Genomic DNA, 26,246 nt, shown 5'->3' on the forward strand with positions numbered 1-26,246 from the left:
CGCGGCCTCCGCGAGCCGGTCCCTGCCGGCGATCCGCGGTGCCGGGCGGGGGCCCGCCGGGGCACGGCTCAGCGCGTCCGCGGCCACCCGCCGTCGTAGCGGTAGCCCAGCTTCTCGATGTCCAGGACGGCCGCGACCGTGTCGCCGTACCTGGGCAGGCGGCTCTCCTCGGTGACGTTCCCGTACGCCGACCGGACCCGGGCCTTCGGATGGCGGCACCGCCACATGTGCCACAGCAGGTCGCCGAAGCAGGCGACGGCCCAGTACAGAGGATCGTTCGGGGCGGCGGGCTGGGCCAGGTCGCCGCCGATGCCCATCTGCACCGCGCCGATGTGGATCTCCAGCTGCATGTTGAACAGCTGGAAATCAGGATTTTTCAGCATGTTGGCGATGAGACCGGTGGAGGCCCACGCGGGAATCCTCTCTCCGTCGGCGTACGAACGCCGGAGCGGATGCATCCGCGGGACTGTGGCCGTCCACCCGGCGAACGCGCCGTCGAGCACGGCCTGATCGTGCGTGGCGCTCCCGTTTCCCCCGAAATACGCCTTCGACAGCACCGCCGAGCGCTCCGGCGCCCGGCCGTCGAGGGTCCAGTCCCAGTACGGCACGGACACCGCAGGATCGACGCGCCGGAGCTCCCGCTCGAAGTCCAGAAGGTATCTGCGCTGCCACGGCAGGAAGAAGCCGTTGGCGTGGGTGTCCATGAAGTCGTCCGCGTAGGTCTTGACCAGCGCGTCGTAGGTCCCCCGCGCCTTCAGCGCGCGCACCGCCCGGACGAACGCCTCCCACTGCGCCGTGCTCATGTCGCCGACCCGTCGGCGGGTGCTCATGTCGCCGACCTGCCCGCGGGTGCTCATGTCGCGGGCCTGCCCGCGGGTGTTCATGTCGCGGGCGTGTCCGCGGGTGGTCATGTCGCGGGCCTGCCCATGGCTGGTCATGTCGCGGGCCTGCCCGCGGGTGTTCATGTCGCGGGCGTGCCCGCGGGTGGTCGTTCCGGCGGCCCGCCCGCGGGCCGGCGGGGCCGGGTCCGCGTGCGCCGCCGTCCCGCGCACCCCGACCGCGATCGCCGCCGTGCCCCACACCGCCGACGCCAGCATCTCCCGCCTGCTCGGCCCACGCATTTCCGCCCCCCGAATGTCACCGGATTCCGTGGCCTGTTCCGATCGGCGGAAAGACTAGAACGACTAAGCCGCCCGGGACGTGAATTCCGCGCCGTGTCGGCCCTGAGACGGACCGGCCGTGGCCCGCGGCGGCGGTGGGAGGCGGGGCGAGGGGGCGGCGGCGGAGGACGGTGGCGGCCGAGGAGGACGGCGTCGGCGGGGAGTGCGAGGCGGGTTGCCGCCCGCGGCGGAGAACATGGGGCGGGGAGTGTGAGGCGGGTGGCCGCCCAGGACGGAGAACGTGGGACGGGGCGTCGCGGGCGGCGTTGTCGGTGCGGTGTGCCACTGTAGGAAGCGTGCGCCGCATCCACCCCTCCACCGAGGACGAGCCGGACATCCCCGCCGCCTACGCCTACCCGCGCGACCACTGGCTGCGCCTCAACATGGTGGCCAGCGCCGACGGCGCGGCCTGGGTCGAGGGCCACTCGGAGGGCCTGTCCGGCCGGGCCGACAAGCGGATCTTCGGTCTGCTGCGCGGCCTGGCCGACGTGGTGCTGGCCGGGGCCGCCACCGTCCGCACGGAGGGATACCGCCCGGCCCGCCCGCGCGAGTCGTGGCGGGCGCTGCGGGAGGGCAGGCCCCCGGCGCCGCCCATCGCCGTCGTCACCCGCCGCCTCGACCTCGATCTCGACAGCCCGCTGTTCATCGAGGCGGAGCCGTACGCCCGGACGATCGTGATCACGACGGAGTCGGCGCCGAAGGACCGCCGCGAGGAGGCGGCCGGAAAGGCCGACCTGATCGTCGCGGGCGACGAGCGGGTCGATCTCGCGAGGGCCGTGAGCGAACTGCGCGACCGGGGACTCGGCCGCGTCCTGTGCGAGGGCGGCCCCCGGGTGAACGCGCAGCTCGCCGCCGCCGGCCTGGTCGACGAGCTGGCGCTGACCGTGAGCCCGCTGCTGGTCGGCGGCGACGCGGCGCGCATACTGGACGGCGTCGCGTCGCACACGCCGCTGACCCTCGCCCAGGTGCTCGAAGAGGACGGCTTCCTCTTCTGCCGATACATCAGGGAGGCGCAGGATGAAGCTTCCGGTTGAGCCGCAGATCCCCGACCTGAACCTGCCGGTCGTGCCGCCGGTCGCGCCGATGCTCGCCAAGGCCGTCAAGGGGCTGCCGAAGCAGGACGGCACGCTCTACTACGAGCCGAAGTGGGACGGCTTCCGCTGCATCGTCTTCCGGGACGGCGACGAGGTCTTCCTGGGCAGCAGGAACGAGCGGCCCTTCACGCGCTACTTCCCCGAGCTGGTCGAGGCCGTCAGGCGGGAGCTGCCGCCCAAGTGCGTCGTGGACGGCGAGATCGTGCTGATCAGGGGACAGTCGCTCGACTTCGACGCGCTGCAGCAGCGCATCCATCCCGCGCAGTCCCGGGTGCGGCTCCTGGCCGAGAACACGCCCGCCTCCTTCGTCGCCTTCGACCTGCTCGCCACCGCGACGGAGGACCTCATGGAGGCGCCGTTCTCGGAGCGGAGGGCCCGGCTGGAGGAGATGCTGGCGGGTGCGGGCCGGTCCGTACGGCTCACGCCGGTCACCCAGGACGAGGGCCGGGCCGCCGAGTGGTTCGACGCGTTCGAGGGCGCCGGGCTGGACGGCATCGTCGTCAAGCCGGGCGACCAGCCGTACGTGCCGGACAAGCGCGTGATGTTCAAGGTCAAGCACGAGCGGACGGCCGACTGCGTGGTGGCGGGCTACCGCGAGCACAAGTCAGGGCCGGTCGTCGGTTCGCTGCTGCTCGGGCTCTACTCGCCCGACGGCCGCCTGCACCACGTGGGCGTCGCGGCGTCGTTCCCGATGAAGCGGCGTGAGGAGCTCGTCGAGGAGCTCGCGCCCTACCGGGTGGAGGACCTGAGCGAGCATCCGTGGGGGCACTGGGCCGAGGTCGCGGCGGGCGGCGCCGAGGGCCAGCGCCTGCCCGGCGCCATGTCGCGGTGGAACGCCAAGAAGGACCTGTCGTTCATCCCGCTGCGGCCGGAACGGGTCGTCGAGGTGGCCTACGACCACATGGAGGGCGACCGGTTCCGTCACACCGCCCAGTTCCGCCGCTGGCGCCCGGACCGCACCCCCGCGTCCTGCACCTACGAACAGCTCGAACGCCCGGTGAGCTACGACCTCGACAAGATCCTCGCCCGCTGAGCCGGGCCGGCGTCCGCGGTCAGCGCCGGACGCACCACGCGGGCGGCATGCGGCATGCGGCCGGGTTCCCGTCCCCCGTGACCGGGCCCTCAGCCGGTCAGGGCGCGGACGGCGGCGGTGACGACGACGGCGACGGCGACGATCACCAGGAACGGCGCGCGCAGCAGCAGCGCGACGGCCGCCGCGGCGAGCCCGGCGGCCCGGGCGTCGACGACGAGCGAGCGGCCGTCGGCGAAGGTCTGCAAGGCGATCAGCGCGGCCAGCGCCGCGATCGGCACCAGCGCGGCCAGCCTGCGCACGAGTGGCCGCTCCAGCACCGCCGCCGGCACCGACAGCCCGAGGAGCTTCACCGCGTAGCACCCGGCGGCGGTGACCACGATCGCGACCCAGATCATCGGCGTCCTCCTCGGTGGGAGCGGCGGGCGAGGAGCCGGGACGCGGCCAGCACGGCGGGCGCGGCGAGCACGGCCACCAGCACCGGCACGCCCGCGGGCACGAACGGCACGCAGGCGAGGGCGAGCACGACGGCCAGCGCCGCCACCGTCGCCTCCTCGCGCCGGACGAGCGCCGGGACGAGCGCCCGGACGAGCACCCGGAGGAGCGGGCCCCGGCCGGGCGGTGTGCCGGGCGGCGCGGCGTGCGGGCGGGCCGCGTCGCCGGCCGATTCGGGAGAAGCAGCGGGAGCGGCGGCGGGAGAAGCAGCGGGAGCGGGAGCGGCGGCGGGCGCGGGGGAGGAGCGGGCCCGGAGCATGGGAAGGAGCAGGGCGAGGAAGACGGCCGGGCCGGCGGCGTCGAGCCCCCAGGCCGCCGGGTCGCCGAGCGCGGAGGCGCCCAGCGCGCCCAGGAACGTGGTGATGTTCCAGCCGGCGTACAGGCTGACCCCGGTGACCGTGAACCCGAGCCGGGCGAGGCGCCGGTCGGGCTGGGCCAGGGCCACGGCGGAGGTCTCGTCGATCACCCACTGCGCGGCGACCGGGCGGACCGCCGCGGGAAGCCCGAGCAACTGCGACAGCCGCAGCCCGTAGAAAGCGTTCCGTACGCCGAGCAGCAGCGCCCCGGCCGCGGCGGCGAGCGGGTTCCCGCCGGAGCCGAGTGCGCCCACCAGCGCGAACTGGGACGCCCCGGTGAACACGAACAGCGACAGCACGCAGGTCTGGACGACGGTCATCCCCGCACCCGCCGAGGTGACGCCGAACGCGAAGCCGGACAGGCCGACCGCCGTGCCGACCCCGAGGGCGTCCCGCACGACCGCCGCCCGGGGCTTCGGCGGCAGGCCGGCCTGCACTGGTGTCGTGGTCATTCGCCCGAGAGTAACGAAGTATGCAGGAATGCCCCCTATGGGGGTAAGCGGCCGGGTTCGCGCCACCAACCCGCACGGCAGGCGGGTCCGCCGGGGTCGTGCCCGGCCGCGACCGGGCCTGTCGGCGGGCACCCTGTCGGCGTGGGCACAGGGCGGCAGCGGGCACAGGGCGGCAGCGGGGACGGCTCAGCCGCCGGCGCAGACCAGGACCCGCATGGACCGGTCGGCGAGGCAGACCTTGGCCCCTGCGGGCAGGACCTCCTCGGCGTACGGGTCGTCGCGGACGTCCTCGTCGGCGGTGTCGAGGACGGGACGCCAGGCGGTCCCCAGCTCGGGCCCGGGGAGGGCGAACGTCAGGTTCTCGTGGTGGGCGTTGATCAGCAGCAGGAACGTCTCGTCCCTGATCCGCTCGCCGCGCGGCCCCGGCTCGCTGATCGCGTCGCCGTTGACGTACACCGCCAGCGACTTCGCGTAGCCCGTGTGCCAGTCGCCGTCGGTCATCTCCGTGCCGGACGGCGTGAGCCAGATGACATCCCTGCTGCCGTCGCCGACCGTGCGGCCCTGGAAGAACCGGCGCCGCCGGAACACGGGATGCGCCCGCCGTAACGCGGCCAGGCGGCGGACGAACTCGAGCAGGTCGCCCTCCTGCCGGACCAGCGACCAGTCGATCCAGGAAATGTCGTTGTCCTGGCAGTAGGCGTTGTTGTTGCCGTGCTGGGTGCGGCCGAACTCGTCGCCCGCCAGCAGCATCGGCACGCCCTGGGACACGAACAGCGTGGTGAGGAGGTTGCGCCGCTGCCGCCGGCGCAGCCGTACGATGCCGGGGTCCTCCACCGGGCCCTCGGCGCCGCAGTTCCAGGAGCGGTTGTCGTCCGTGCCGTCGCGGTTGCCCTCGCCGTTGGCCTCGTTGTGCTTGTGGTCGTACGACACGAGATCGGTGAGGGTGAACCCGTCGTGGGCGGTCACGAAGTTGATCGAGGCGACCGGACGGCGGCCGCTGGTGGCGTACAGGTCGCTCGACCCGGCCAGGCGCGAGGCGAACTCGGGCAGCGTCTGGGAGGCCCCGCGCCAGAAGTCCCGCACGGAGTCGCGATACTTGCCGTTCCACTCGGTCCACAACGGCGGGAAGTTCCCGACCTGGTAGCCGCCGGGGCCGACGTCCCACGGCTCGGCGATCAGCTTGACCTGCGAGATCACCGGGTCCTGCTGGATGAGGTCGAAGAACGCGCTCAGCCGGTCGACGTCGTGCAGCTCCCGGGCCAGCGCGGCGGCGAGGTCGAAGCGGAAGCCGTCCACGTGCATGTCGAGCACCCAGTAGCGCAGCGAGTCCATGATCAACTGGAGCGCGTGGGGCGAGCGGACGTTCAGCGAGTTGCCGCACCCGGTGTAGTCGAGGTAGTAGCGGCGGTCCTCCTCGCGCAGCCGGTAGTAGGCGACGTTGTCGATGCCCCGGAAGCCCAGCGTCGGGCCCATGTGGTCGCCCTCGGCGGTGTGGTTGTAGACGACGTCGAGGATCACCTCGATCCCCGCCTCGTGCAGGGCGCGCACCATCGCCTTGAACTCCTGGACCTGCTCGCCGCGCTGCCCGGAGCTGGCGTAGGCGTTGTGCGGCGCCATGTAGGCGATCGTGTTGTAACCCCAGTAGTTGGTCAGCCCCCGGGCGACCAGGAAGTGCTCGGGCACGAACTGGTGGACGGGCATGAGCTCGACCGCCGTCACGCCGATCGACAGCAGATGGTCGATCACGGCCGGGTGCGCGAGCCCCGCGTAGGTGCCCCGCTGCTCCTCAGGCACGGCGGGATGGCGCATGGTCAGGCCGCGCACGTGCGCCTCGTAGATCACGGTCTCGTGGTACGGCGTGCGGGGCGGACGGTCGTTGCCCCACTCGAAGAACGGGTTGACCACCACGTTCTTCGGCATGTACGGCGCGGAGTCCGCGGTGTTGAGCCGGGCGGGGTCGGCGAAGTGGTAGGAGAACAGCGACTCGTTCCACCGCACCGAGCCCTCGACCGCCTTGGCGTACGGGTCGAGCAGCAGCTTGGCCGGATTGCACCGGTGCCCGTGGTCGGGCCGGTAGGGCCCGTGCACGCGGAAGCCGTACCGCTGGCCGGGCATGATCCCCGGCACGTAGCCGTGCCAGACGAACCCGTCGACCTCGGGCAGGTCGACGCGGGTCTCCCCGCCCCTGTCGTCGTACAGGCACAGCTCGACCCGCTCGGCCACCTCTGAGAACACCGAGAAGTTGGTGCCCACACCATCCCAGGTGGCGCCGAGCGGGTAGGGCTCTCCAGGCCAAACCTCGCGCATGTAACCTCATTCTCCACTGCCCGGGCGAATCGTGCACCCAGCGAGGACCCCTACTCTCGTACGGGAACGCGGGAGCCCCCGCCGGACCGGGTCCGGCGGGGGCTCCCGCTGGTGCTCAGCCGACGAGTTCGGCGTTGAGGGTGATCGTCGTGCCGGCGAGCGCCTTGCTCACCGGGCAGTTCGCCTTGGCCGTCTCGGCGGCCTGCTGGAAGTCCTCGGCCGAGATGCCGGGCACCTGCCCGCGAACGGAGATCACGATGCCGGTGATGCCCTCACCCGGCTGGAAGGTCACGTCCGCCCGGGTCTCCAGCGACTGCGGCGGCGTGCCGGCCTTGGCCAGGCCGTTGGACAGGGCCATCGAGAAGCAGGAGGAGTGGGCAGCGGCGATCAGCTCCTCCGGGCTCGTCTTGCCGTTGGCCTCCTCCGCCCGGGAGGGCCAGGAGACGTCGAAGGTGCCGACCCCGGAGGAGTCGAGCGAAACGGTGCCCGAACCGTCGAGCAGGGCGCCCTTCCACTGCGTCGTCGCGGTACGAGTGGTCGCCATGGCGACTTCCCTTCACTAGCGAGTCTTAATCCGTCAGCAGCGACCTTAACGCCGCCGCCGACGCGATGGGCTCACCGGCATGGCCGGTCGGCTCAGGCCGGCGCCGCGCGGTCCAGGATCGCCTCCAGGTCGAGGCCGGAGGGCAGCGTGCCGAAGGCGCGTCCCCAGTCGCCGGACAGGCGTGACGCGCAGAACGCGTCGGCCACCGCGGCGGGGGCGTGCCGTACGAGCAGGGACGCCTGCAGGACCAGCGTCATCTCCTCGGCCACCCGGCGCGCGTCGGCCTCTCCCGCCGAGGCGAGCGTCTTCAGCGCCCGCTCGGCCGCGTCGGCGACCCGCCTGTCCTGCGCCAGCGCCACCTCGGCGAAGAACGCCTCGACCGCCTCCGGCTCCTTCGCCAGCACCCGCATCAGGTCGAGGGCGGCCACGTTGCCCGAGCCCTCCCAGATGCCGTTCAGCGGCGACTCCCGGAACAGCCGGGGCATCTGCGACTCCTCGACGTACCCGTTGCCGCCGAGGCACTCCAGCGCCTCGGCCGCGTGCACCGGGGCCCGCTTGCACACCCAGTATTTGCCGGCGGCGAGGGCGGCCCGGCGGAACAGGCCCTCGGCCGCGTCGCCCCCGATGGCCCGGTCGGTCGCCCCGGCCAGGCGCGTCATGAGCGTGGTCGCCGCCTCCGACTCCAGCGCCAGGTCGGCGAGCACCGAGCGCATCAGCGGCTGCTCGGCCAGCGTCCGGCCGAAGGCCCTGCGATGGCGGGCGTGGTGCAGCGCCTGCGTCAGCCCGAACCGCATGCCGGCGGCCGAGCCGATCACGCAGTCGAGCCTGGTCATGTTCACCATCTCGATGATCGTCCGGACGCCCCGGCCCTCCTCGCCGACGAGGTAGGCGACCGCGCCCTCGTACTCGACCTCGGCGGAGGCGTTCGACCGGTTGCCGAGCTTGTCCTTCAGCCGCATCAGGCGCATCGCGTTGCGGGTGCCGTCGGGCAGCACACGGGGGAGCAGGAAGCACGACAGCCCGCGCGGGGCCTGGGCGAGCACCAGGAACACGTCGCACATCGGGGCGGAGTTGAACCACTTGTGGCCGGTCAGGGCGAAGCTCCCGTCGGACAACGGCTCGGCCCGGGTGGTGTTGGCTCGCACGTCGGACCCGCCCTGCTTCTCGGTCATGGCCATCCCGGCCAGCACGCCGCGCTTGTCCCTGGCCGGGCGGAGCCCGAAGTCGTACGTGCGGGAGGCCAGCAGCGGCTCCCACTCCGCGCGCAGCGACGGCGAGTGCCGCAGCGCCGCCACGGCGGCGTACGTCATGGAGATCGGGCAGCCGTGCCCGGCCTCGACCTGCGACCAGGTGAAGAACTTGGCCGCCCTGGCGACGTGCGCGCCCGGCCGGGCCGACGTCCAGGGCGCGGCGTGCGCGCCGCTCTCGACCGCGACCGTCATGAGCTCGTGCCAGGCCGGGTGGAACTCGACCTCGTCGATCCTGTTGCCGTACCGGTCGTGGGTGCGCAGGACGGGCGGGTGCTCGTTGGCCAGCCGCCCCCACTCCTGCGCCTTCGCCGAACCGGCCAGCAGGCCGAGCTGGTGCAGCTCCCCGGTCGCCCAGTCCGCCCCCTCCCTGGCGAGCCCCTCCAGCAGCGCCGGGTCGGCCGAGACGTCGTGGCCGGTCAGCGGGGGCACCTGGTTGGTCACGTCGTGGGTCACTGGGTCCTCCTGTGGTCGATGCCGGGACTCGTCCATACCGGGACGTCCACGATGCCGGGACTCCATCTCAACATCCCAGGCGGCCGGGGCAAACACCGGGCGGGGACCCGGTCAGGCGCCCGAAATCTCCAGTCCGAGCTCCTGGGCCGCCTCCAGGGCGAGGTCGCGGGCGTAGTCCTGGTCGGCGCCCGCCTCGCTCAGCACCCGGTGGACGCCTTCGATCGCGCGCCGGTCCCCGCGCCCGGCCAGGCCCCGCGCGGCCTCGGCCACCGTCGTCAGGTCGCGGTCGTTCAGCCGGGTGACCAGGGCGTCCCTGATGGGGGCGGTGTCGGCGGGCAGCCCCGCGATGCCCATCGTGGCCCAGTCCCGCACCTCGTCGTCGGCGCACTGGCTCAGCCGGATCAGCGTGGTCAGCCCGTCCTCGTCGTCCGGGGGCAGGACCGCGGCGAGCGCGATGGGGTCGTGGACCGTGGGCTCCCGGCCCGGGCTGTTGACGATCTTCAGCACCTCGGGGAGCGCCCGTTCGTCGGCCTGGTGGCCGAAGGCGTGCAGCAGCGCCTCGACGACCGCGGGCTCGGTCTCGTGCCGGGCCATGTCACGCAGGATCTCCAGGATGCGGTCCCGGTAGGGGTCGTGCCCCGCGGCCAGGGACACGGCGCCCTGGCCGAGCCTCGTCTCCTGACCGACCCCCGTCTCCTGACCGAAATCGGCGAGCACGTCGACGCCGAACTCCCGCTCCACCGGGTCGTCGCTCTCGCACAGCCGGGCCAGCGCCAGGAACGTCTCCTCGTCGTGGCGGGACTGGAGCGCGTGGACGGCCGCCCACCACGTCTCGTCGTCCTCGTCCAGGTCGCGGTAGGGCAGCGCGCGCCTGAGCAGCACGTCCGCGGGTGGACGCAGGCCGAGAGCCGCCTCCAGGACCGTCTCGATCGCGGCGTGCCCGTGCTGGCGGTTGATCGAGTAGCCGCCGTCGGCGCCGCGCGCCTCGACCGTGACCCGCCGGGTGCCGTCCGGCGCGGCGCCGTGCGCGACCAGCACGGCGTACTCGCCCTCCACCCTCGCGGAGACCTCCTCGCGCATCACGGCTTCGAGATCCACCGCTGCCAGCCGCGCGGCGATCTCCAGCGGGGTCGCGCCGTCCCAGCCGGGCGCGGACGGGTCGGCGCCGTGTTCGAGCAGGGACCAGACGATCCCGTACGCCCCGAAGATCGCGGCCAGCGTCAGCGGGGTGTCGCCGTCGTCGTCGGCCCGGCCGGGGTCGGCCCCGGCGTCGAGCAGGATGTCGGCCGACTCCAGGTTGCCGTTGGCCGCGGCCCACAGCAGGGCCGTCCAGCCGCCCTCCTCCGCCGCGTCGGGGTCGGCGCCGCCGTCGAGCAGCGCCTGCACGGTCTCGGCGTGGTCCCAGCACGCCGCCGCACAGAGCGGAAGGCCCTCCTCGTGCCCCCCGCTCGGCTGGTCCGGGTCGGCGCCGTACTCCAGGAGCAGCCTGACGATGTCGTGGTGACCGCCGACGGCCGCCCGGTAGAGCGGCGTCGTCCCCTGCGCGGGGTTCACGGCGGTGTCCGGGTGCAGCATCGCCGCCACCCGCGCGACGTCCCCTCCCGCTATCGCCTCCAGCAACCTGCTGCGGGTCACGATTCCATGCTCACACAGCCCCTTTCCGGCCTCGCCCGCAGGGATCGTCTCCCAGGATCGTCGTCAGGATCGTTCCCAGGGAGGAGGGGGAGCGGGGGCGGCCAGGATACGGTGAAGGGCGTGAACGATCCGGGTGGTATGCGGGCATCCGACGCCGAACGCGAGTCCGTGGTGGAACGGCTGCGCGTCGCGTCCACGGAGGGGCGGCTGACTCTCGCGGAACTGACCGAGCGGACCGAGGCCGCCTATCTGGCGCAGACCCACGGCGAGCTCGCCCAGATCACCGCCGACCTGCCGGGCGCCGCCCCCGCCCCCGCCCCCGCCCCCGCTCCCGCGGCGCCGGCCGCCCGGCAGGGCAGGATGCGCAAGTGGATCGTGGCGGTGATGGGCGACGCCAAGAGGACCGGCACGTGGCGGATCGACGACGGCATCGGTGCGGTCTGCGTGATGGGCGACGTGGTCCTCGACCTGCGCCAGGCCGAGGTGCGCGGGCGTGAGGTGGACATCGTCGCCACGTGCGTGATGGGCGACGTGAAGATCATCGTGCCGGACGGCGTCGACGTCGAGCTCTCCGGCGTCACGATCATGGGGGACAAGAAGGTCCAGGTGGTCGAGGCCCCCAGTGGCCGGTCCGCTCCCGTCGTCAAGGTCGCGGCGTACGTGCTGATGGGCGACGTGAAGATCATCGGTGACTCCCGGGCCGAGCCGATCAAGCGCGGCTGGCACGCGTGGAGCGAGTGGTGGCAGGAGCGCCGCCGGCGCCCGGGCTACGGCGGGTACGAGATTCCCGACCGCCGCCACGGCGACCTGCACTGATCCGGCCCCCCGACGAGTGGGTCAGGCGGCGTCGGAGGCGGCGCGTACGGCCTGGGCGTGGCGTTCGAGCAGGAGCGCGACCAGTTCGGGGGCGGCGCCGAGGACGCCGGCCACGGCGTGCGCCCCGGCCTCCAGGGCGTCGCGCTCCACCGTGTCGGCGAAGTAGCCGGGGGCCAGCAGGTACGGTGCCACCACGACCTTCGGGGCGCCCGCGCGCGTCAGCCGTACGACCTCGTCCGCGGGCGTGGGCGCGGCGGCCGAGGCGTAGGCGGCGGTGACCGACCACCAGGGGCGGGCGCGCGCCCACTCGCGGGCGACGGCGGCGATCGTCGCGTTCGCCCGGCGGTCGCTGGAGCCGGCCGAGACGAGCACCACGGCGGTCTCCGGGTCGCCGATCTCCACCCCGGCCTCGGCGAGGCGGCGTTCGAGGGCACGGACGAGCAGCGGGTGCGGGCCGAGCGTCGGGCCGCAGACGGCCCGCAGCCGTGGCGTGCGGCCGGCCGCCTCCCGCAGCGCGGCCGGGATGTCCACCCGGCTGTGGTAGGCGGCGGTGAGCAGCAGGGGGAGCACGACGGCCTCGTCCAGCCCCGACAGCGCCTGCGGCAGCGACGGCGGGGCGTGGTCGAGATAGGCGGCGCGGACGTCCAGGCCCGGCCGCGCCCGCCGTACTCCGTCGAGCAGCTCCTCCACGGTCGCGGGGGGGGGCCGGGGGCGGGGGCCCCGCCCCCGCGGCCCCCCCCGCCCCGTTCGTTCCACGTCAGGAGCCGGCCACGGCTCCCGTCAGGAGTCGTGCGCGGCCGCTCCCGGGGCGGAGCCGTTCACGACGAGCACGCGCTCGCGCTCGGGCACCTCGATGGCCGGGAACGTGCCGGTGTCGATGATTCCGTGCTCCCGGTACGCCGCCTCGATCAGCGCGTACGCCTGGGGTTCGAGCTTCCACAGCGCCCGCCACTCCCGCGCCACGAGGAGCGGGATGCCCACCTCCTGGGCGATGTCGGCGGCCCGGGGGACGTACTTGCGGGCGATCTGCTGGTCCCAGTACTGCCGGGCGGTCCGCAGCTGGGCCGCGCGCTGGGCGGTGTCGACGACGGGCGGCGCCGGTTCGGCGGGGACGTCCTCCTCCTCGTCGTCGATCAGCTCCGCGATGGCCGCGGCGGGCAGCGCCGGGGGAGCGGGCTGCTCGGGCTCAGGGGCCCAGGGGACCGGCGGGGCGAGGTCGATCAGCGCGGAGGTGTTGTAGAGCGCGCCGATCTGGGACAGCAGGGCCTCCTGCCGCTTCTCGTCCACGGCCAGCCCGGTGTATTCCACGGCCTGGTCCATCGCCTTGTCGAGCCTGGCCATCGCGGCCCGCATCTTGCGGTCGGACGCCCCGGCCTCGCGCAGCGCGCGGACCCGCTTGGCGGCCAGCGCCACCCTGGTCAGCCTGCGGTGGGCGTCCACCTCGCTCGCCGTACGGTCGCTGACCTCGGCCAGGCCGATCCGGACCAGCACGCGCTCGGGGGTGAGCCGCCAGTTGATGCGGCCACGGCCGGTGATGCGGACCCGTTCGATGGCCATGCCGCGCTCCCACAGCCAGGCGGCCACGAGCGGGGCGGCGAGACGGAAGACGGCCTCGGCGACGCTGCGGGCGTCCATGCTCGACAGGACGGCCGACAGGGAGGTGAAGGCCCACACGGCGACGCCGTCGATGCCGGCGGAGTAGTTCTCCCGCATGTTGCGGCGCGCCCGTACGGCGCTGGTGATGACGGCGACCTCGATGAAGGCGAACAGCAGGAGCCGCAGCGGCCCGTCGAACCCGAGGACGTCGCCGGAGAAGCGCCACATGCCCTGGGCGGAGACGCCCGTGGCGATGCTGGCGGCGACGATGGTGAGAACGTCCTCGGTGGGCCGGTCGGCCGCCCAGCGGCGGAACAGGCGGATCAGGGCGCGCAGGGCGAAGAAGGCCAGGACCAGCAAGACCAGGGCGATGACGCTGATGATGACTGTTCCGACCGGATGGGCCGACACGAAGGCGGTTATTTGGTCAATGGGGGGCATCAGTCACGGTCTCTCGACGTCCGACGGTTTTCCTCGAGATCATCCCAGAACCGCGCCGTCCTTTGGTGCGAAACACGCGTCCCCGTGAGCAGTCCGTGTCACCGCGGTCACAAAGCTCGTCGGCTCACGGCGTCGCGAGCCAGGCGTCGACCTCGCTGCGTAGCGCGCGCTTGGTCTCCTCGGGGGCGAACGACGCGTCGATCGAGGCGCGGGCGAGCCCGGCCAGCACATCGTCGTCGTAGCCGAAGGCGTCCCCGACCCTGGCGTACTCCTCCGACAGGGTGGTTCCGATGATCGACGGGATGTCGGTGTTGAGCGTGACGGCCAGCCCCGCCTCCCGCAGCCGGGGGAACGGGTGGGCGGCCAGGCCGTCCACGATCCCGAGCGCGACGTTGGACGACGGGCACACCTCCAGCGGGATGCCCCGCTCGCGCACCTCGGCGGTCAGGTCCGGGTCCTCCAGCACCCGGATGCCGTGCCCCAGGCGCTCGGTGCGCCCCACCGTGATCGCCTCGCGGACGCTGTCCGGGCCCTCGCACTCGCCCGCGTGGTGCACGACGTGGACGCCCGCGTCCGCCGCGGCGGCGAAGACCTCGGCGAACGGCGCCAGCGGGTAGGACTCCTCCCCGGCCAGGCCGACGCCGATCACGCCGTCGTCGGCGTACCGGCCGGCGAGCTTCACCGTGCGCCAGGCGCGCTCCACGGAGCGCCGCCGCGAATGGTCGAGCAGCACCCGGCACTCGACGCCGTACGCCGCGCCGCCCTCGGCGAGACCGGCCAGCACCGCCTCCAGCGGCATCTCGAGGTCGCCGACCCGCTCCCCGTGCGAGGCCGCGGTGAAGGTCACCTCCGCCCACCGGGTGCCCTGGGCCGCCTCGTCCGCGCAGAACTCCACCGCGATCCGGTGGAAGTCCTCCGGCCTGAGCAGGGACTCCCGTACGAGCGCGTTGTGGTCGGCGAACTGGCGGAAGCCGTCGAAGGGGGCTCCCGCGGCCAGGGCCGGGACCGGCCTGCCGTTGGCCGCCGCGATCTCCGCCAGAGTGGCCGGCCGCACCGTGCTCTCCAGGTGGACGTGCAGGTGGGCCTTGGGCAGCAGGGTGAGATCGCGCACGGCCGCGAGCCTAGACGCCGGCGGCGCGCGGCCGCATGCGAATTTCGCCCGATCCGAAGGCGTCGGATGTCAAGGTCGTCGGATGTCCGCGTTCTGTCAGATGTCCGGGTTCTGTCAGATGTCGAGGTTGAGGCGGGCGATGGGCTCCACGAGCTCCTCCTCCTCGTAGCGCAGGTGCGACAGCAGCACCTCCGACAGCAGGTCCACCTGGTCGCGCACGCCGTCGAGCCGGCCCGGGTCCTCGATCATCGCGACGAGGGCGGCGTCCAGCTCCGTCAGCACCCCGGCGATGACCTCGTGCTCCTGCTCCAGGCGGGCCACGACCGGTGCCAGCGACTCCTGCGCCGCCGCCAGCATCGGGAACATGTGCTCGTCCTCGATCGTGTGATGGGTGGTCAGCAGGCGGCAGTACGACGCGCAGAACGTGCCGAGGGTCCAGTAGTTCTGCCGCATGGTGAGCTGGTTGATCAGCGAGCGGAGCGCGGTGGCGTCGGAGCGCCCCGCGGCGACCTGCTCCAGGGCGTCCCTGACCTGGGTCAGCTCCTGGCGCAGGTGGTCGTGGATGAGCACGAGCCGCCGGCCGTTCGCCTGCTGCCGCGGCGTGAGCGCGGCGATGTCCCGCTTGGGCAGCCGGGGCCGGGTCGCCTCGTCGAGCACGGCCCTCGCCGGTGTCGCCCCCGCGATCTCGGCCGGGCCCTCGGCGTCGGCCCGTCGCCCCCGGCCGCGCTCCCGCGCCACGGCCTCGCGTACGGCGGGGGCGACCTCCTCGGCGAAGACCTTGAGGTCCCTGTCGTCGTTCACCGCGAGCACGAACACGCTCATGCCGTGCCCGAGTGCGAGGCCGGCGAGCTGCTCGGCCCACAGGGCCGGCGGCCCGTCGAGGAACCCCTCCCCGGCGACGCCGGAGAACCGGCCCTCGATGTTGTAGACGCGGCGGATCTCGGCGGGGTCGCGCCCGGCCCGCTCGGCCGCGGCGTCCAGGATCTCGCTCAGCGCGCCCAGCTCGCCGGGCGCGGCGTATCCGGACGAGGGCACCCAGCCGTCGCCGAGCCGCCCGGTCAGCTCCAGCATGCGCCGCTTGTACGCGCCGAGCCACAGCCCGATCCGATGCGGGGGGAACGGCCCCGGCCGTGCGCCCTCCAGCCGGTAGTGCCTGCCGTCGAGCCGTACGGCCTCGCCCGGCGTCCACAGCGCGCGCAGGACCGCGACGGCCTCCTCCAGTGCCTCCACCGCCTCGCCCGGGCTGCGGCGCGGGCCGCCCATGGCCGCGACGCCGTCCCAGAACGCCCCGGAGCCGAGCCCCAGCTCGACCCGGCCGCCGCTCAGGATGTCGAGCGACGCGGCGGCCCTGGCGAGCACCGCGGGCGGCCGCAGCGGCAGGTTCGCCACGTCGGGGAACAGGCGCACCCGCTCGGTACGCCCCGCGAGCGTGGACAGCAGCGTCCAGGTGTCCAGGAACGCCGGCTGGTACGGATGGTCCTGGACGCCGACGATGTCGAGCCCGATCTCGTCGGCCAGCACGGCCTGCCGGACGATCCGGTGGTGTCCCGAGGCGTCCGGCGTGAGAAACGCCCCGAACCACAACTCATGTCCGAAGTCGGCCATTAATTCGCTACCTTTCCGCGTCCCGGACCGGGAGCCTACCTTTGTGACAAGATCCGGCGACATGACCCTGACGGCCCCCGGCGGCACCGTCCTGTCGGTCGTCATCGGCTCGCGCGCGTACGGGCTGGAGACCGAGGAGTCGGACGTCGACAGGCGAGGCGTGTTCGTGACGCCCACCCCGATGTTCTGGCGGCTCGACAAGCCGCCTGACCACGTGGAGGGGCCGCTGCCCGAGCAGCTCTCGTGGGAGGTCGAGCGGTTCTGCGCGCTCGCGCTCGAAGGCAACCCGGCCGCGCTGGAGTGCCTGTGGTCGCCGCTGGTGGAGCTGGTCACCCCGGTGGGCGAGCGGCTGCTGGCGCTGCGCCGCGCGTTCCTGTCCGGGAAGGCGGAGCGGGCGTTCGCGGGATCGGCCGCCCGGCAGTTCCACCGTCTCGGGCCGCAGGACCCGCCCCGGCCGGGCGGCGACGCCAGGCGGTGGAAGATGGCGATGCACATGATCCGGCTGCTGCTGGGCGCCGCCCACCTGGCCCGGCACGGGGAGCCGCTCGTCGAGGTGGGCGTCCACCGCGACCGGCTGCTCGCCGTACGGCGGGGGGAGACGCCCTGGCCCGAGGTGCTGGAGTGGCGTGGGCGGCTGCTGGCCGAGCTGGACGAGCGGGCCGGGAGCGCGCTGCCGGAGCGGCCGGACCGGGCGGCCGTGGAGGAGTTCCTGATCGAGGTGCGGAGGTCGGCTCTGTGACCATGGCGGGAGGGGGAGGCGCCGTGACCGTGACGGGAGAGGGAGGCGCCGTGACCGTGATGGGAGGTGAGGCGCCGTGACCGCCGTGCTGCCGTCCTGGCTGCCCGAGGTGGCCGCGGGTGAGCGGCACCCGCTCGTCTTCGCCACCGTGAGCGGCGCGCACCTGTACGGGTTCCCGTCGGTGGACTCCGACGTCGACCTGCGGGGGGTGCACGTGCTACCGGCCGAGGAGGTCGTCGGCCTGCGCGCGGGGGAGGAGACCGTGACCCGCTCGTGGACGCGCGAGGGTGTGGAGGTCGACCTCGTGACCCACGATCTCGCGAAGTTCTGCCGGCTGCTGCTCGGCCGCAACGGCTACGTGCTGGAGCAGCTCCTGTCGCCGCTGGTCGTGACCACCTCCCCGCTGCACGAGGAGATGCGCGCCCTCGCGCGGGGCTGCCTGACCCGGCACCACGCCCACCACTACCTCGGTTTCGCGCGCACCCAGCGGCGGCTGTTCGACCGCACGGGGGAGCTGAAGCCGCTGCTCTACGCGTTCCGGGTGCTGCTGACGGGCATCCACCTCATGCGCACGGGTGAGCTCGTCGCCGACCTCACCCTGCTCCTCGACGGCGGTCCGCCATACCTGGCCGGTCTGGTGGAGGCGAAGCGGGCGGCCGAGCACGGCGGGCTGCCGGACGGCGCGCCCGGCCGGGAACGGCTCACGGCCGACCTCGACGCGCTTACCGCGCGCCTGGAGGACGCCCGGGACGCCTCCGCGCTGCCGGACGCCCCGTCGGCCCACGACGCCCTGCACGACCTCGTCGTACGGACCCGCCTCGCAGGGCGGTGAGACAGGCCGGTCAAACGGGACGGGACACGCGAACAATGCGGGGTGCCGCCCCGTGTCGCGCGGCCATCGCGGATAATGGGTCAAGCCGCCATCACCCCAGGAGAACGCTTTGACCACCAAGTTCGGCAAAGACAACCTCGACCTGGCCGCGAGCGCGGAGGCACTGGCCGACAGCGCGCCCACCGGATCGCTGCGCCACGCGGCCGCCAAGTCGGTCGCGATCACCTTCGCCACGACCCGTGACGCCGTCCAGGCCCGCAGCACCCTGAACGGCATCTCGCCCGAAGACGTACGGCAGGCCGCGCTGGAGCTCTTCGACGAGCTCTCCGCCCGCGCCGACTGACCCGGACGTCCACCAGGGGCCGCCCGGCCAGGCCATGGCGGGCGGCCCGACGGCCGCGCCCAGGGACGCCCCCGGCGGTCGCGGTAATGCGGCCATAACAACAAATAGATGTTTTATCCGGCGTCCGGGCGTAAACTATTAGAAGCGAAATCGAGCACATCATGGCGTGACGACCCGACGCGTGCGAACAGGTGGCAGTGGACCTCGCGGCATCCCCCACGGGCGCGGAATGGCCAGCAACTCTCGACGTTGCCGGACTTCGCGATGCTGGCTGGCGACCCACCCCGTTCCAGACCTTCGTGCTGAAGATCCAGAGCAGATGTGATCTCGCCTGCGATTACTGCTACATGTACGAACTCAACGATTCCCGCTGGAGGGACCAGCCCCGCGGCATGTCGGAGGCGGTGGCGGAACGGACGGCGGACCGGATCGCCGAGCACGCGCGGGCACACGGGCTTTCCTCCGTCGAGATCGTGCTGCACGGCGGAGAACCGCTGCTTGCCCGGCCGGAAAGAATAAGGGCGCTGGTCGAAATCCTGCGAAACGGCGCGGGCTGCCGGGCGCACATCAGCGTTCAGACGAACGGGCTGCGTCTCACCGACGAGTACCTCTCCCTGTTCGACGAGCTGAACGTCCGCATCGGGGTGAGCCTGGACGGCGACGCCATCGCCACCGGCCGCCACCGGCTGTTCAGGGACGGGCGGTCGAGCCATGACCGGGTCGTCGAGTCGTTACGGAGGCTCACGGCCGCCCATCACCACCTGTTCGCCGGTCTGCTCTGCACGATCGACCTCAGGAACGACCCGCTCGCCACGTACGAGGCGTTGCTGGAGTTCGATCCGCCGAGCGTCGACTTCCTGCTGCCGCACGGCACATGGTCCGATCCGCCGCCGGGACGGCCGCCCGACGCGTCCACGCCCTACGCCGACTGGCTGATCGAGATCTTCGACCGCTGGTATCGGCGCCCGCGAACCTCGATCCGGTTGTTCGCCGAAATCATGCACCTGCTCCTGGGCGGCGCGTCCGCCCTCGAAAGCATCGGGCTTTCGCCCGTCGGAGTCCTGGTCATCGAGACGGACGGCTCAATCGAACAGTCCGACTTCCTCAAGGCCGCGTACGACGGCGCCACCGTCACCGGCCTGCACGTCCGCACCGATCCCTTCGACCGGGCGCTCACCCTCCCCGGGTTCGCCGCCCGCCAGATCGGAGCCCGGGCCCTTTCCGCCGAATGCCTCGCCTGTCCAGTGGTCGAGGTGTGCGGCGCGGGCCTGTACGCGCACCGCTATCGCGCCGGAACCGGCTTCAAGAATCCGTCCGTCTACTGCGCGGATCTCCGCGCTCTGATCGATCACATCCGGCGGACGATGGAACGCGACCTGGAGGCGTGGAGATGAGCCTTCCCTGCCACGAGCTGTCAGAGGACGCCCTGATGCTCCTCGCCGCCGGGGATTCCACGCCGGAGATACTCCGCGAGCTCGTCGCGGCCCAGCGCAGCAAGCAGGTGCTCCTCCTGTGGGGCATCGAGCGCCTCACCCGCGGCGTCGATCACCCCGACGCCGTGATCACGGCACAGGCCTACGACATGCTCACGCTTTTTCTGCGCCGTCACCCCGCGATCGCCACCGATGTGATCTCCAACCCCGCCGTCTCCGCGTGGGCGCTGACCACCATCCGCGATCTGCGGGCGGGCGCGCCGCACGCGCGCCCCGGGCAGCTCGCCGGAGTGGCCGCCGCGATCGCCGTACGGACCGGATGGCCCTGTGGGATTCGGGTCCCGACGATGGAGGGCCGGGTGGTCCTGCCCACGGTGGGCTGCACCGCGTCACCGATGCCCGACCAGGCCGGCCTGGTGACGGTCGAACACGGACGCGCGCTCATCGAACTGGGCGACGAGCGGATCCGCATCCCCTCCGACGCCTCCCGCGACGCTCCCGGCTGGCTCGGCATGCGGACGCTCGCGAGCCCGGAGACAGGCATGTCCCTTCTTCTGGACGACCTGCATCCGACGCGGATGCCGGGAGAAGATCTGGACGGGAGGGTGTCCGACGACGCCGTCGGCGAGTGGCGCCGGTCGCTGGAGAGCGCGTGGACGCTCCTTGCCGAGCACCATCCGGTGCAGGCCGGCGAGGTCCGGTCGCTGGTGAACACGATCACCCCGCTGGCGCCCGTGCCCGTCGGGCTTCGCAGCGCCAGCTCCCGAGAGACCTTCGGCTGCGTCGCGTTGACGCTGATCCGGGACGACCGTCTCACCGCCGTGACGCTCACCCACGAGGTTCAGCACGTCAAACTGTGCGCCGTCCTCGACATCGTGCGGCTCATCGGTCCCGATCGGGGCAGCCGCTACTACGCGCCCTGGCGGGAGGACCCACGGCCGGTCGAGGGGCTGCTCCAGGGCAGCTACGCGTTCCTCGGCGTCACCCGGTTCTGGCGCCGGCAACGCCACCTGCAGGCCGGGGAGGCGGCCGAGGCGGCGCATTTCGAGTTCGCCCGCTGGCGGGAGGCGGCCGAACTGGTCGCGACCACCCTCCTCGACACCGGCGACCTGAACCACGAAGGCAGGATCTTCGTCTCGGTGATGCTCAAGACACTGGAGTCGTGGTCCGCGGATCACGTACCCGCGACCGTGGCCTCCGCCGTGCGCCGGGTCTCCCAGGAGCATCGGCGCCGGTGGCTGGAGCGCAACCCCGGCTTCGCCTGAGGGCGGGGCCGGGATCGCGCGGCTGAGTCGGAAGCGCCGGGGAGTCAGAAGCGCGGGGGAGTTAGAAGCGCGGGGGATCGAAGTCGAAGTCCAGACGGCCACCCGCCCGCGCCAGGACGGTGTCGGGGTGCCGGACGCCCAGTTTCCTGTCGTAGACGGCGAGGGTCGCCACGAGAAGGGCGTCCGCGTCCTCGGTCTTGCCCGCGGTCCTCAGGCTGTCGGTCAGGTTCGCGGCCGACCCGAGGGTCATCGGATGCTCGGCGCCGAGCAGCTCCTGCAGGAGCGCGTGGGTCCGGGTGTCCAGATCGAGTGCCGCTTCGTGCTCACCGAGCTCGTGAAGATCGTTGGCCAGGTTCATGGCGACGGTCAACGAGTAGTGGTGCTTGCGGCCCAGGTTCTCGTCGAGGCCGTCGAGGACGTGCTCGTTGAGCGTCCTGGCCGCCGCCGGGTCGCCGTTGACGCGCTGCAGAAGAGCGAGGTTGCCACGCGCGGCCAGCGTGAACGGGTGACCGGGCCCGTAGATGCGCGGCAATCCGTCCGCGATGACCCGGGCCAACGCCAGGGCGTCCTTGAGCCGGCCGTCGGTCCGTAGCGCGTTGGCCAGGGAGATCGCCGCCGACACCGTGTTCGGGTGAGCGGCCGTCAGGATCGACTCGTACCGGTTGTAGGTGTCGCGGGCCAGTTCCAGCGCGTCCTCGATCCGGCCCAGCCGCCGCATGGCGATCGCGAGGTCGACCGCGACCGCCAGGGTCTGGACGTGGTCCACGCCTACTTCGCTTCTGCCGTACTCCAGGGCGTCGACGCCGAGGTCGTACGCCGCCTGGTAATCCCCGCTCAACCGGACGGCCTGGCACAGGCCTCCGGAGGAGACGAGCAGGTCCAGCTTGCTGCCGGCTCCCGGCCTGTTGCGAACATCGTGGACCCTGGTCTGGAGCTCGACCGCCTTTTCGTAGTCGCTCACCAGCGCGTAGCCGAGGGCCAGGTTGTTGATCGTGCGCAAGGTGCGGGGGTCGTCCTCCCCGTACTTCTTCACGTGTCGGCGTCGCGACGCCTCGTCGTGGGCGACGGCCTCCCTGAACATGCCCCTGGCGCGCAGGCTGGCCCCGAACGAGTTGGTCAGGAGCAGCACCACGTCGTCGTCCCCCCCGAGAACGCGCTGCCCCCGTTGCAGCGTCCCTTCCAGGAGGGCGAACGCCTCGTCGAAACGCCCGTCCTGCCGGAGGCTGTTGGCCAGGTGGTGTTCTGCGATCAGCACGTGGTGGTCGTCCATGCCGGACAGGTGGCTCCAGTCGTCCCGGAACCTGGCCGCGAAGGTCCGGGCCGACGCCGTGTCACCGATCAGGTAGAGGTAGCGGACGACGTTGAGAGCGAGATCGCGCAGCCGGCCGTTCGTGGTGGTCGTGGCGCCGACGGGGTCGAGATGGGGCACGAACCTGCTGAAGACGCCCCAGTTGGCCTCGTTCTCCGGCTGCAGCCCGTTCGCGGCGGCGAGCAGCATCTGTGCCTCGCGTTCGTACACCTGCTTCTGCTCAGGCTCGAGGTCGGCCCTGAGCAGCCTCTGCACCAGCCGGTGGATCTGGATGGCGCGGTCGTCGATCCGCCCGAGGGCGAAGTTGTTGATCGCTCGAAGCGCCCGTGTGCGGAGGATCGGGTTGCCGAGGATGGGGGCGAGCAGCGGGCCGACGCCGGCGGAGCTCCCCCAGCTGAACAGGTCGATGGGAATCGGCTCGGGCCCGAAGAAGGCGGCGCACCTGAGCACCTGCAGGGCCTCCGGCAGCTGGTCCTCGAGAGCGTTGATCGACAGACGCCACGCCGCGGTCATCGACCTCGGGTACTCCATCGGCTGGTTCTCGTCCATCACCTCGAGCGGCTGCCTGCGCAGCAGATCCAGGTACTCCTCGGTGGACATCCCCGTCTCCACCTGCAGCGCTCCGGCCTGCTCCAGGGCCAGCGGGAGGTCGCCGAGCTCGTGGGCGAGCTCCCTCGCCTCCTCCGGCGTCATCCTCCCGGCGCGCCTGCCGAGGAATTCGATGCTCTCCGCGCGATCGAAGACGTCGATCACCATGGTGTTGGCGACGCCCTCCCAGCGAGGGTTGCGCGAGGTGATCAGCACGTGTCCCTGCTCCGGCCGTCCGGCCGGGATCAGCTCCATGATGTCCTCGGCCTTGTTGACGTTGTCGAAGATCAGGAGCCAGCGCTTGTAGGGCTCGCCCCTGCGCAGAGCGTCCAGCACGGATCGGCACGCCTCGTCGATGCCGACGACCTTGGCGGGCGGGAGGCCCAGCTTCTCCGCCAGCGCGCCCAGCGCCCCGGGAATGAGCAGGGGAATGTCGGAGGCGATCCACCAGACGACGTCGTAGTCGCCCTTGAACCGATGCGCGTATTCGATGACGAGCTGCGTCTTTCCGACGCCCCCCATGCCGCGCAGAGCATGCGGGAGGATCGCGGTCGGCCCTTCGAACATCTGTGCGCGCAACTCGCGGAGAGCCGCCTCGCGGCCCGTGAAGTTCGCGTTGCGAAGCGGAATGCGACTTCCCCAGATGCGAGGTTCCGGACCAGGGGTCTCAAGCGCCGGCACCAGCGTCCTCCTACCCGTGAAGAAGTCTATTGTCCTTCAGTATGCAACCTTTGGCGCCCATATTCTTCGATCGCTTTTTTCGGCCTCTGTAGATAATGCAATAGGGTCGGCCAAATTAGAGCTTTCCTGGTGCATGCCCGTCTCGACACCCGCGGGAAGGATGCCTATAGTTTAGATGCGGTCTATGGGATCTCGGGACCTGTCATTCGGATTAAGTCGGGCGGGAGTGGTCGTCGTGTTCGAACAGGCCGTTATTCAGCGCTCGGGGTCGATCGGCCTGCCGAAGCTCGATCCGCAAACACTGGACAGCTGCGACGACTCCGCCCTGTTCCTCGCGTTGCAGAGGATTCTCGCCGACACCAAGTCGGCGGCGCCCGTCGCCAACTTCCAGTCCGTCGCCGGTCTGGCGCGGCGCGATGGGGCCGAACCGGCCGATGATCGCTCATGACGCTCCTGGGAGGGAACGGCATCCCTACCCCGGAGCCACCCCTTTCCAGGCGGACGACGCCGCGGTCTTCTTCGGCCGCGCCGAGGAGTCACGGGAACTGACCCGGTTGTGGTCACGGTTTCCGTTGACGGTCCTCAGCGGCGACACCGGATCGGGTAAGACGTCGCTGCTCCAGGCAGGCGTGCTCCCGGGGCTCCCGCACGCGCGCGTCGGACGGGTGGGCCGATTCATCGGCGGTCCGGTCGCGGCCCTTCCGTCCGGTCACAACCCCTGGACGCTCTCGTTGCTCACCACACTGGCGCCGCTGGAACCCGTGGGCGCTCTGGCGGGCATGAGCCTGACGGACTACGTGACCCGCCTGCTGCGCCGGCAGCCCGGCCCCCTGCTCATCGCCGTCGACCAGTTCGAGGAGTTCTTCCTGAACGGTCCCTACCGGGCCCAGTTCCGGGAGCCTTTCGCCGAGGAACTCGTCGACGCGCTCGACACCCATCCGGAGCTACGGCTGCTCCTGGTCGTCCGGGAGAGCCGGCGCGACGACCTGGGGCACTACGGCGCGCTCGCCGGCCGGGCCGCGTGGCTGACGCTCGGACCCCTGAGCGCGCAGGCGGCGATCGAGGCGATCCACCGCCCCGCCGAGGCGACCACGCGCCGTTTCACTCCGCAGGCCGCCGTTCAGCTCCTCGACCAGCTGGGCGGCGACGCCGTCGAGCCGGTCGTCCTGCAGGTCGTCTGCCAGTGGCTCTGGGCGAGCCTTCCCCCGACGGTCCAGGTCATCGGCCCGGAACACGTCTTCAGGCTCGCCGACTGCGGGACCGCTCTCGCGCGTTTCGTGAGCACCGCCATCACCCGGGTGGCCGACGCCTTCGGGCGGGATCCCGACTCGATACGGGCGTGGGCCGTCGCGGCCTTCGCGGACGGACACGCCGCGAAACAGGGGACGACGGAGACCGCGGGGATGAGCAACCCGATCGTGCACGCCCTGGAGGACCAGCATCTCCTGCGATCGGTTCTGGGCGACGGGATACGGCTCCTGCACAACGACTTCCGGGCCGCGCTCACCCAGCCGCTCCCGGCCGATCCTTCTGACCGGCGGGGAGGTCTGGAATCCGCTGTCGCCGCCCTGGCCGCGGGAGACCTGGACGGCGCGGAACGGCAGGCGTTCCACGCCCTGGAGCTCGCAGAAGCCACATCGATCGCCGAGGTCCACACGTTGCTCGGCGACATCCAGATCGAACGCTCCCGCGCCGCGCAGGCGGCTCTCTCCGATGCGGGCAACCCCGAAGAGCGCGCGTACCGGGAAGAAGAGGCCCGGCAGCACACGAACAAGGCGCTGTCCTGGTATCGGCTCGCGCTGCAGTGTCACGCCGACCTGGGTGAGGCGGGGGCGGCCGGCCGCATGCTGAGCGCGATCGGGCAGGTGATGGCCCAGATGGGCGAGCTCACGTCGGCGGTGCGCAAATTCGAGGAGGCCAAGAGCCTCCTGCCGCGGGACCTCGCCCTGCGCACCGAACTGGCGCGCGCGCTCTGGCTGACCGATCACCGCAGCCGGGCGATGACCGAACTCGACAGTGTTCTACGCGACGAGGGCGACCAGCTGACGGCTCTGCGGGCGCGCGGGGAGTTCAACGCCGAGCAGGGCCGGGCCGAGGACGCCATGCGTGATCTGCGGCGGGTGAGCAGCCGCACCTGGCCGGCGACCCGCGCCGCCCGCGCGCTCGCCCTGGCCACCCTCGAACAGCTCGGCCCCGCGGAGGCGGAGCGCGAGGTCGACGCCGTCGTGGCGGAGGGGCCGACGAACGGGCCGGCTCTTCTCTACGCCGCCCGGGTCGAGACTCTCAGCGGCGACTTCGACAAGGCGGCCGAGCTGGCCCGGCAGGCGATCGCCGCCACCGAGCCGCCCCTGTCACCGCGGCAGAAGGAGTCGGCCAGGCGCCTACTCGACCACAGGCACGACCGCTGAGCCGCGGCCGGCCAGTGCGAGGAACTCGTCCAGTCGTTCGTCGAACGGCCCGAAGGGAATCCGGCTTCGCAGCTCCCCCTCGGGACCGACCGCGGCGGCCACCTCGGCGGCCAGCTCGACGCAGATCTTCGACAGGGTGCGTGCCGCTCTGCTGGTGTCCGGGGCTTCGAGCCGGGCGATGATTCCCGACGCCACGGAGACCTCGGTGGCCAGCTCCTCCAACCGCGCCAGCCGCGCGTCCATGTCCGGCCAGCGTGCTCTCCCGATGAACTCCAAGTGGGCACGCAGCTTCATGGCGGCCTC

The 26,246-nt window shown here is 72.3% G+C and carries 23 protein-coding genes; 10 read left to right on the plus strand and 13 right to left on the minus strand.

The features are described 5' to 3' along the window. Positions 1-68: 68 nt before the first annotated feature. Positions 69-1,121, minus strand: coding sequence for a tyrosinase family protein (locus tag ABZ857_RS24520; RefSeq protein ID WP_357046541.1), 1,053 nt, complete (start codon positions 1,119-1,121; stop codon positions 69-71). 335 nt (positions 1,122-1,456) lie between these two features. On the opposite strand from ABZ857_RS24520, the gene ABZ857_RS24525 reads away from it, so the two are divergent. Together ABZ857_RS24525 and ABZ857_RS24530 are read left to right on the plus strand one after the other, a co-directional pair. Beyond that, a complete protein-coding gene (locus ABZ857_RS24525; RefSeq protein WP_357046543.1) occupies positions 1,457-2,194 on the plus strand; it encodes a pyrimidine reductase family protein in 738 nt (245 codons plus the stop codon). Between the two features lie 16 nt (positions 2,195-2,210). Next, positions 2,211-3,287, plus strand: a complete 1,077-nt coding sequence (locus ABZ857_RS24530; RefSeq protein WP_357046801.1) for an ATP-dependent DNA ligase — start codon at positions 2,211-2,213, stop codon at positions 3,285-3,287. Between the two features lie 89 nt (positions 3,288-3,376). Here the strand turns inward: ABZ857_RS24530 and ABZ857_RS24535 are convergent, their stop codons facing one another. From ABZ857_RS24535 to ABZ857_RS24560, 6 genes are all read right to left on the minus strand, one after another. Next, positions 3,377-3,682 carry an AzlD domain-containing protein gene (locus tag ABZ857_RS24535; protein ID WP_357046545.1) on the minus strand — a complete coding sequence of 102 codons (306 nt, stop codon included), beginning with the start codon at positions 3,680-3,682 and terminating at the stop codon, positions 3,377-3,379. Beyond that, a complete protein-coding gene (locus ABZ857_RS24540; RefSeq protein ID WP_357046547.1) occupies positions 3,679-4,587 on the minus strand; it encodes an AzlC family ABC transporter permease in 909 nt (302 codons plus the stop codon). Before ABZ857_RS24540 ends, ABZ857_RS24535 begins: the two co-directional genes overlap by 4 nt. 186 nt (positions 4,588-4,773) lie before the next feature. Continuing rightward, entirely contained in the window at positions 4,774-6,894 is a 2,121-nt protein-coding gene (gene glgX, locus ABZ857_RS24545; RefSeq protein WP_357046548.1) for a glycogen debranching protein GlgX, read from the minus strand. A gap of 115 nt (positions 6,895-7,009) precedes the next feature. Then, entirely contained in the window at positions 7,010-7,438 is a 429-nt protein-coding gene (locus tag ABZ857_RS24550) for an OsmC family protein (protein ID WP_079314144.1), read from the minus strand. A gap of 92 nt (positions 7,439-7,530) precedes the next feature. Further along, on the minus strand, positions 7,531-9,177 hold the full coding sequence (locus ABZ857_RS24555) for an isovaleryl-CoA dehydrogenase (protein ID WP_357046550.1): 1,647 nt from the start codon (positions 9,175-9,177) through the stop codon (positions 7,531-7,533). A 75-nt stretch (positions 9,178-9,252) separates the two neighbouring features. Then, positions 9,253-10,776, minus strand: coding sequence for an ankyrin repeat domain-containing protein (locus ABZ857_RS24560; protein ID WP_357046552.1), 1,524 nt, complete (start codon positions 10,774-10,776; stop codon positions 9,253-9,255). A gap of 120 nt (positions 10,777-10,896) precedes the next feature. On the opposite strand from ABZ857_RS24560, the gene ABZ857_RS24565 reads away from it, so the two are divergent. Further along, positions 10,897-11,592 carry a DUF1707 domain-containing protein gene (locus tag ABZ857_RS24565; protein WP_357046554.1) on the plus strand — a complete coding sequence of 232 codons (696 nt, stop codon included), beginning with the start codon at positions 10,897-10,899 and terminating at the stop codon, positions 11,590-11,592. A gap of 21 nt (positions 11,593-11,613) precedes the next feature. Here ABZ857_RS24565 and ABZ857_RS24570 read toward each other — a convergent pair whose 3' ends face one another. From ABZ857_RS24570 to ABZ857_RS24585, 4 genes are all read right to left on the minus strand, one after another. Next, positions 11,614-12,282, minus strand: coding sequence for a sirohydrochlorin chelatase (locus ABZ857_RS24570; protein ID WP_357046556.1), 669 nt, complete (start codon positions 12,280-12,282; stop codon positions 11,614-11,616). A 90-nt stretch (positions 12,283-12,372) separates the two neighbouring features. Further along, positions 12,373-13,629 carry a hypothetical protein gene (locus ABZ857_RS24575; protein WP_357046558.1) on the minus strand — a complete coding sequence of 419 codons (1,257 nt, stop codon included), beginning with the start codon at positions 13,627-13,629 and terminating at the stop codon, positions 12,373-12,375. Between the two features lie 124 nt (positions 13,630-13,753). Continuing rightward, positions 13,754-14,740, minus strand: a complete 987-nt coding sequence (add, locus tag ABZ857_RS24580) for an adenosine deaminase (RefSeq protein WP_357046560.1) — start codon at positions 14,738-14,740, stop codon at positions 13,754-13,756. A 114-nt stretch (positions 14,741-14,854) separates the two neighbouring features. Then, positions 14,855-16,345 carry an LLM class flavin-dependent oxidoreductase gene (locus ABZ857_RS24585; RefSeq protein ID WP_357046562.1) on the minus strand — a complete coding sequence of 497 codons (1,491 nt, stop codon included), beginning with the start codon at positions 16,343-16,345 and terminating at the stop codon, positions 14,855-14,857. A gap of 61 nt (positions 16,346-16,406) precedes the next feature. Between ABZ857_RS24585 and ABZ857_RS24590 the strand changes: the two genes are divergently transcribed. The 5 genes from ABZ857_RS24590 (at position 16,407) to ABZ857_RS24610 (ending at position 20,957) form a co-directional block, all read left to right on the plus strand. Then, positions 16,407-17,084, plus strand: a complete 678-nt coding sequence (locus ABZ857_RS24590; RefSeq protein WP_357046564.1) for a nucleotidyltransferase domain-containing protein — start codon at positions 16,407-16,409, stop codon at positions 17,082-17,084. A gap of 76 nt (positions 17,085-17,160) precedes the next feature. Beyond that, positions 17,161-17,916: a nucleotidyltransferase domain-containing protein gene (locus ABZ857_RS24595; RefSeq protein ID WP_357046565.1), complete on the plus strand. Its 756-nt coding sequence runs from the start codon at positions 17,161-17,163 to the stop codon at positions 17,914-17,916. A gap of 109 nt (positions 17,917-18,025) precedes the next feature. Then, complete coding sequence (locus tag ABZ857_RS24600) at positions 18,026-18,259, plus strand: hypothetical protein (RefSeq protein ID WP_357046567.1); 234 nt, start codon at positions 18,026-18,028, stop codon at positions 18,257-18,259. Positions 18,260-18,558: 299 nt separating this feature from the next. Then, positions 18,559-19,653: an FxsB family cyclophane-forming radical SAM/SPASM peptide maturase gene (locus ABZ857_RS24605; protein ID WP_357046569.1), complete on the plus strand. Its 1,095-nt coding sequence runs from the start codon at positions 18,559-18,561 to the stop codon at positions 19,651-19,653. Beyond that, the gene (locus ABZ857_RS24610) at positions 19,650-20,957 is read left to right on the plus strand and encodes an HEXXH motif domain-containing protein (RefSeq protein ID WP_357046571.1); all 1,308 of its coding nucleotides are present in this window, start codon (positions 19,650-19,652) and stop codon (positions 20,955-20,957) included. The genes ABZ857_RS24605 and ABZ857_RS24610 overlap by 4 nt, the downstream gene beginning before the upstream one ends. A 61-nt stretch (positions 20,958-21,018) precedes the next feature. Here ABZ857_RS24610 and fxsT read toward each other — a convergent pair whose 3' ends face one another. Next, positions 21,019-23,535, minus strand: coding sequence for an FxSxx-COOH system tetratricopeptide repeat protein (gene fxsT, locus ABZ857_RS24615; RefSeq protein WP_357046573.1), 2,517 nt, complete (start codon positions 23,533-23,535; stop codon positions 21,019-21,021). A 235-nt stretch (positions 23,536-23,770) separates the two neighbouring features. Between fxsT and ABZ857_RS24620 the strand changes: the two genes are divergently transcribed. Both ABZ857_RS24620 and ABZ857_RS24625 read left to right on the plus strand, forming a co-directional pair. Continuing rightward, positions 23,771-23,983 carry a hypothetical protein gene (locus ABZ857_RS24620; protein WP_357046575.1) on the plus strand — a complete coding sequence of 71 codons (213 nt, stop codon included), beginning with the start codon at positions 23,771-23,773 and terminating at the stop codon, positions 23,981-23,983. Then, positions 23,970-25,943 carry a hypothetical protein gene (locus tag ABZ857_RS24625; protein ID WP_357046576.1) on the plus strand — a complete coding sequence of 658 codons (1,974 nt, stop codon included), beginning with the start codon at positions 23,970-23,972 and terminating at the stop codon, positions 25,941-25,943. The genes ABZ857_RS24620 and ABZ857_RS24625 overlap by 14 nt, the downstream gene beginning before the upstream one ends. On the opposite strand, the gene ABZ857_RS24630 is transcribed toward ABZ857_RS24625, so the two are convergent. Further along, positions 25,917-26,237: a hypothetical protein gene (locus tag ABZ857_RS24630; protein WP_357046578.1), complete on the minus strand. Its 321-nt coding sequence runs from the start codon at positions 26,235-26,237 to the stop codon at positions 25,917-25,919. The genes ABZ857_RS24625 and ABZ857_RS24630 overlap by 27 nt on opposite strands. Between the last annotated feature and the right edge of the window lie 9 nt (positions 26,238-26,246).

It is taken from the genome of Microbispora sp. NPDC046933 (genome assembly GCF_040644635.1).
GTDB lineage: Bacteria > Actinomycetota > Actinomycetes > Streptosporangiales > Streptosporangiaceae > Microbispora.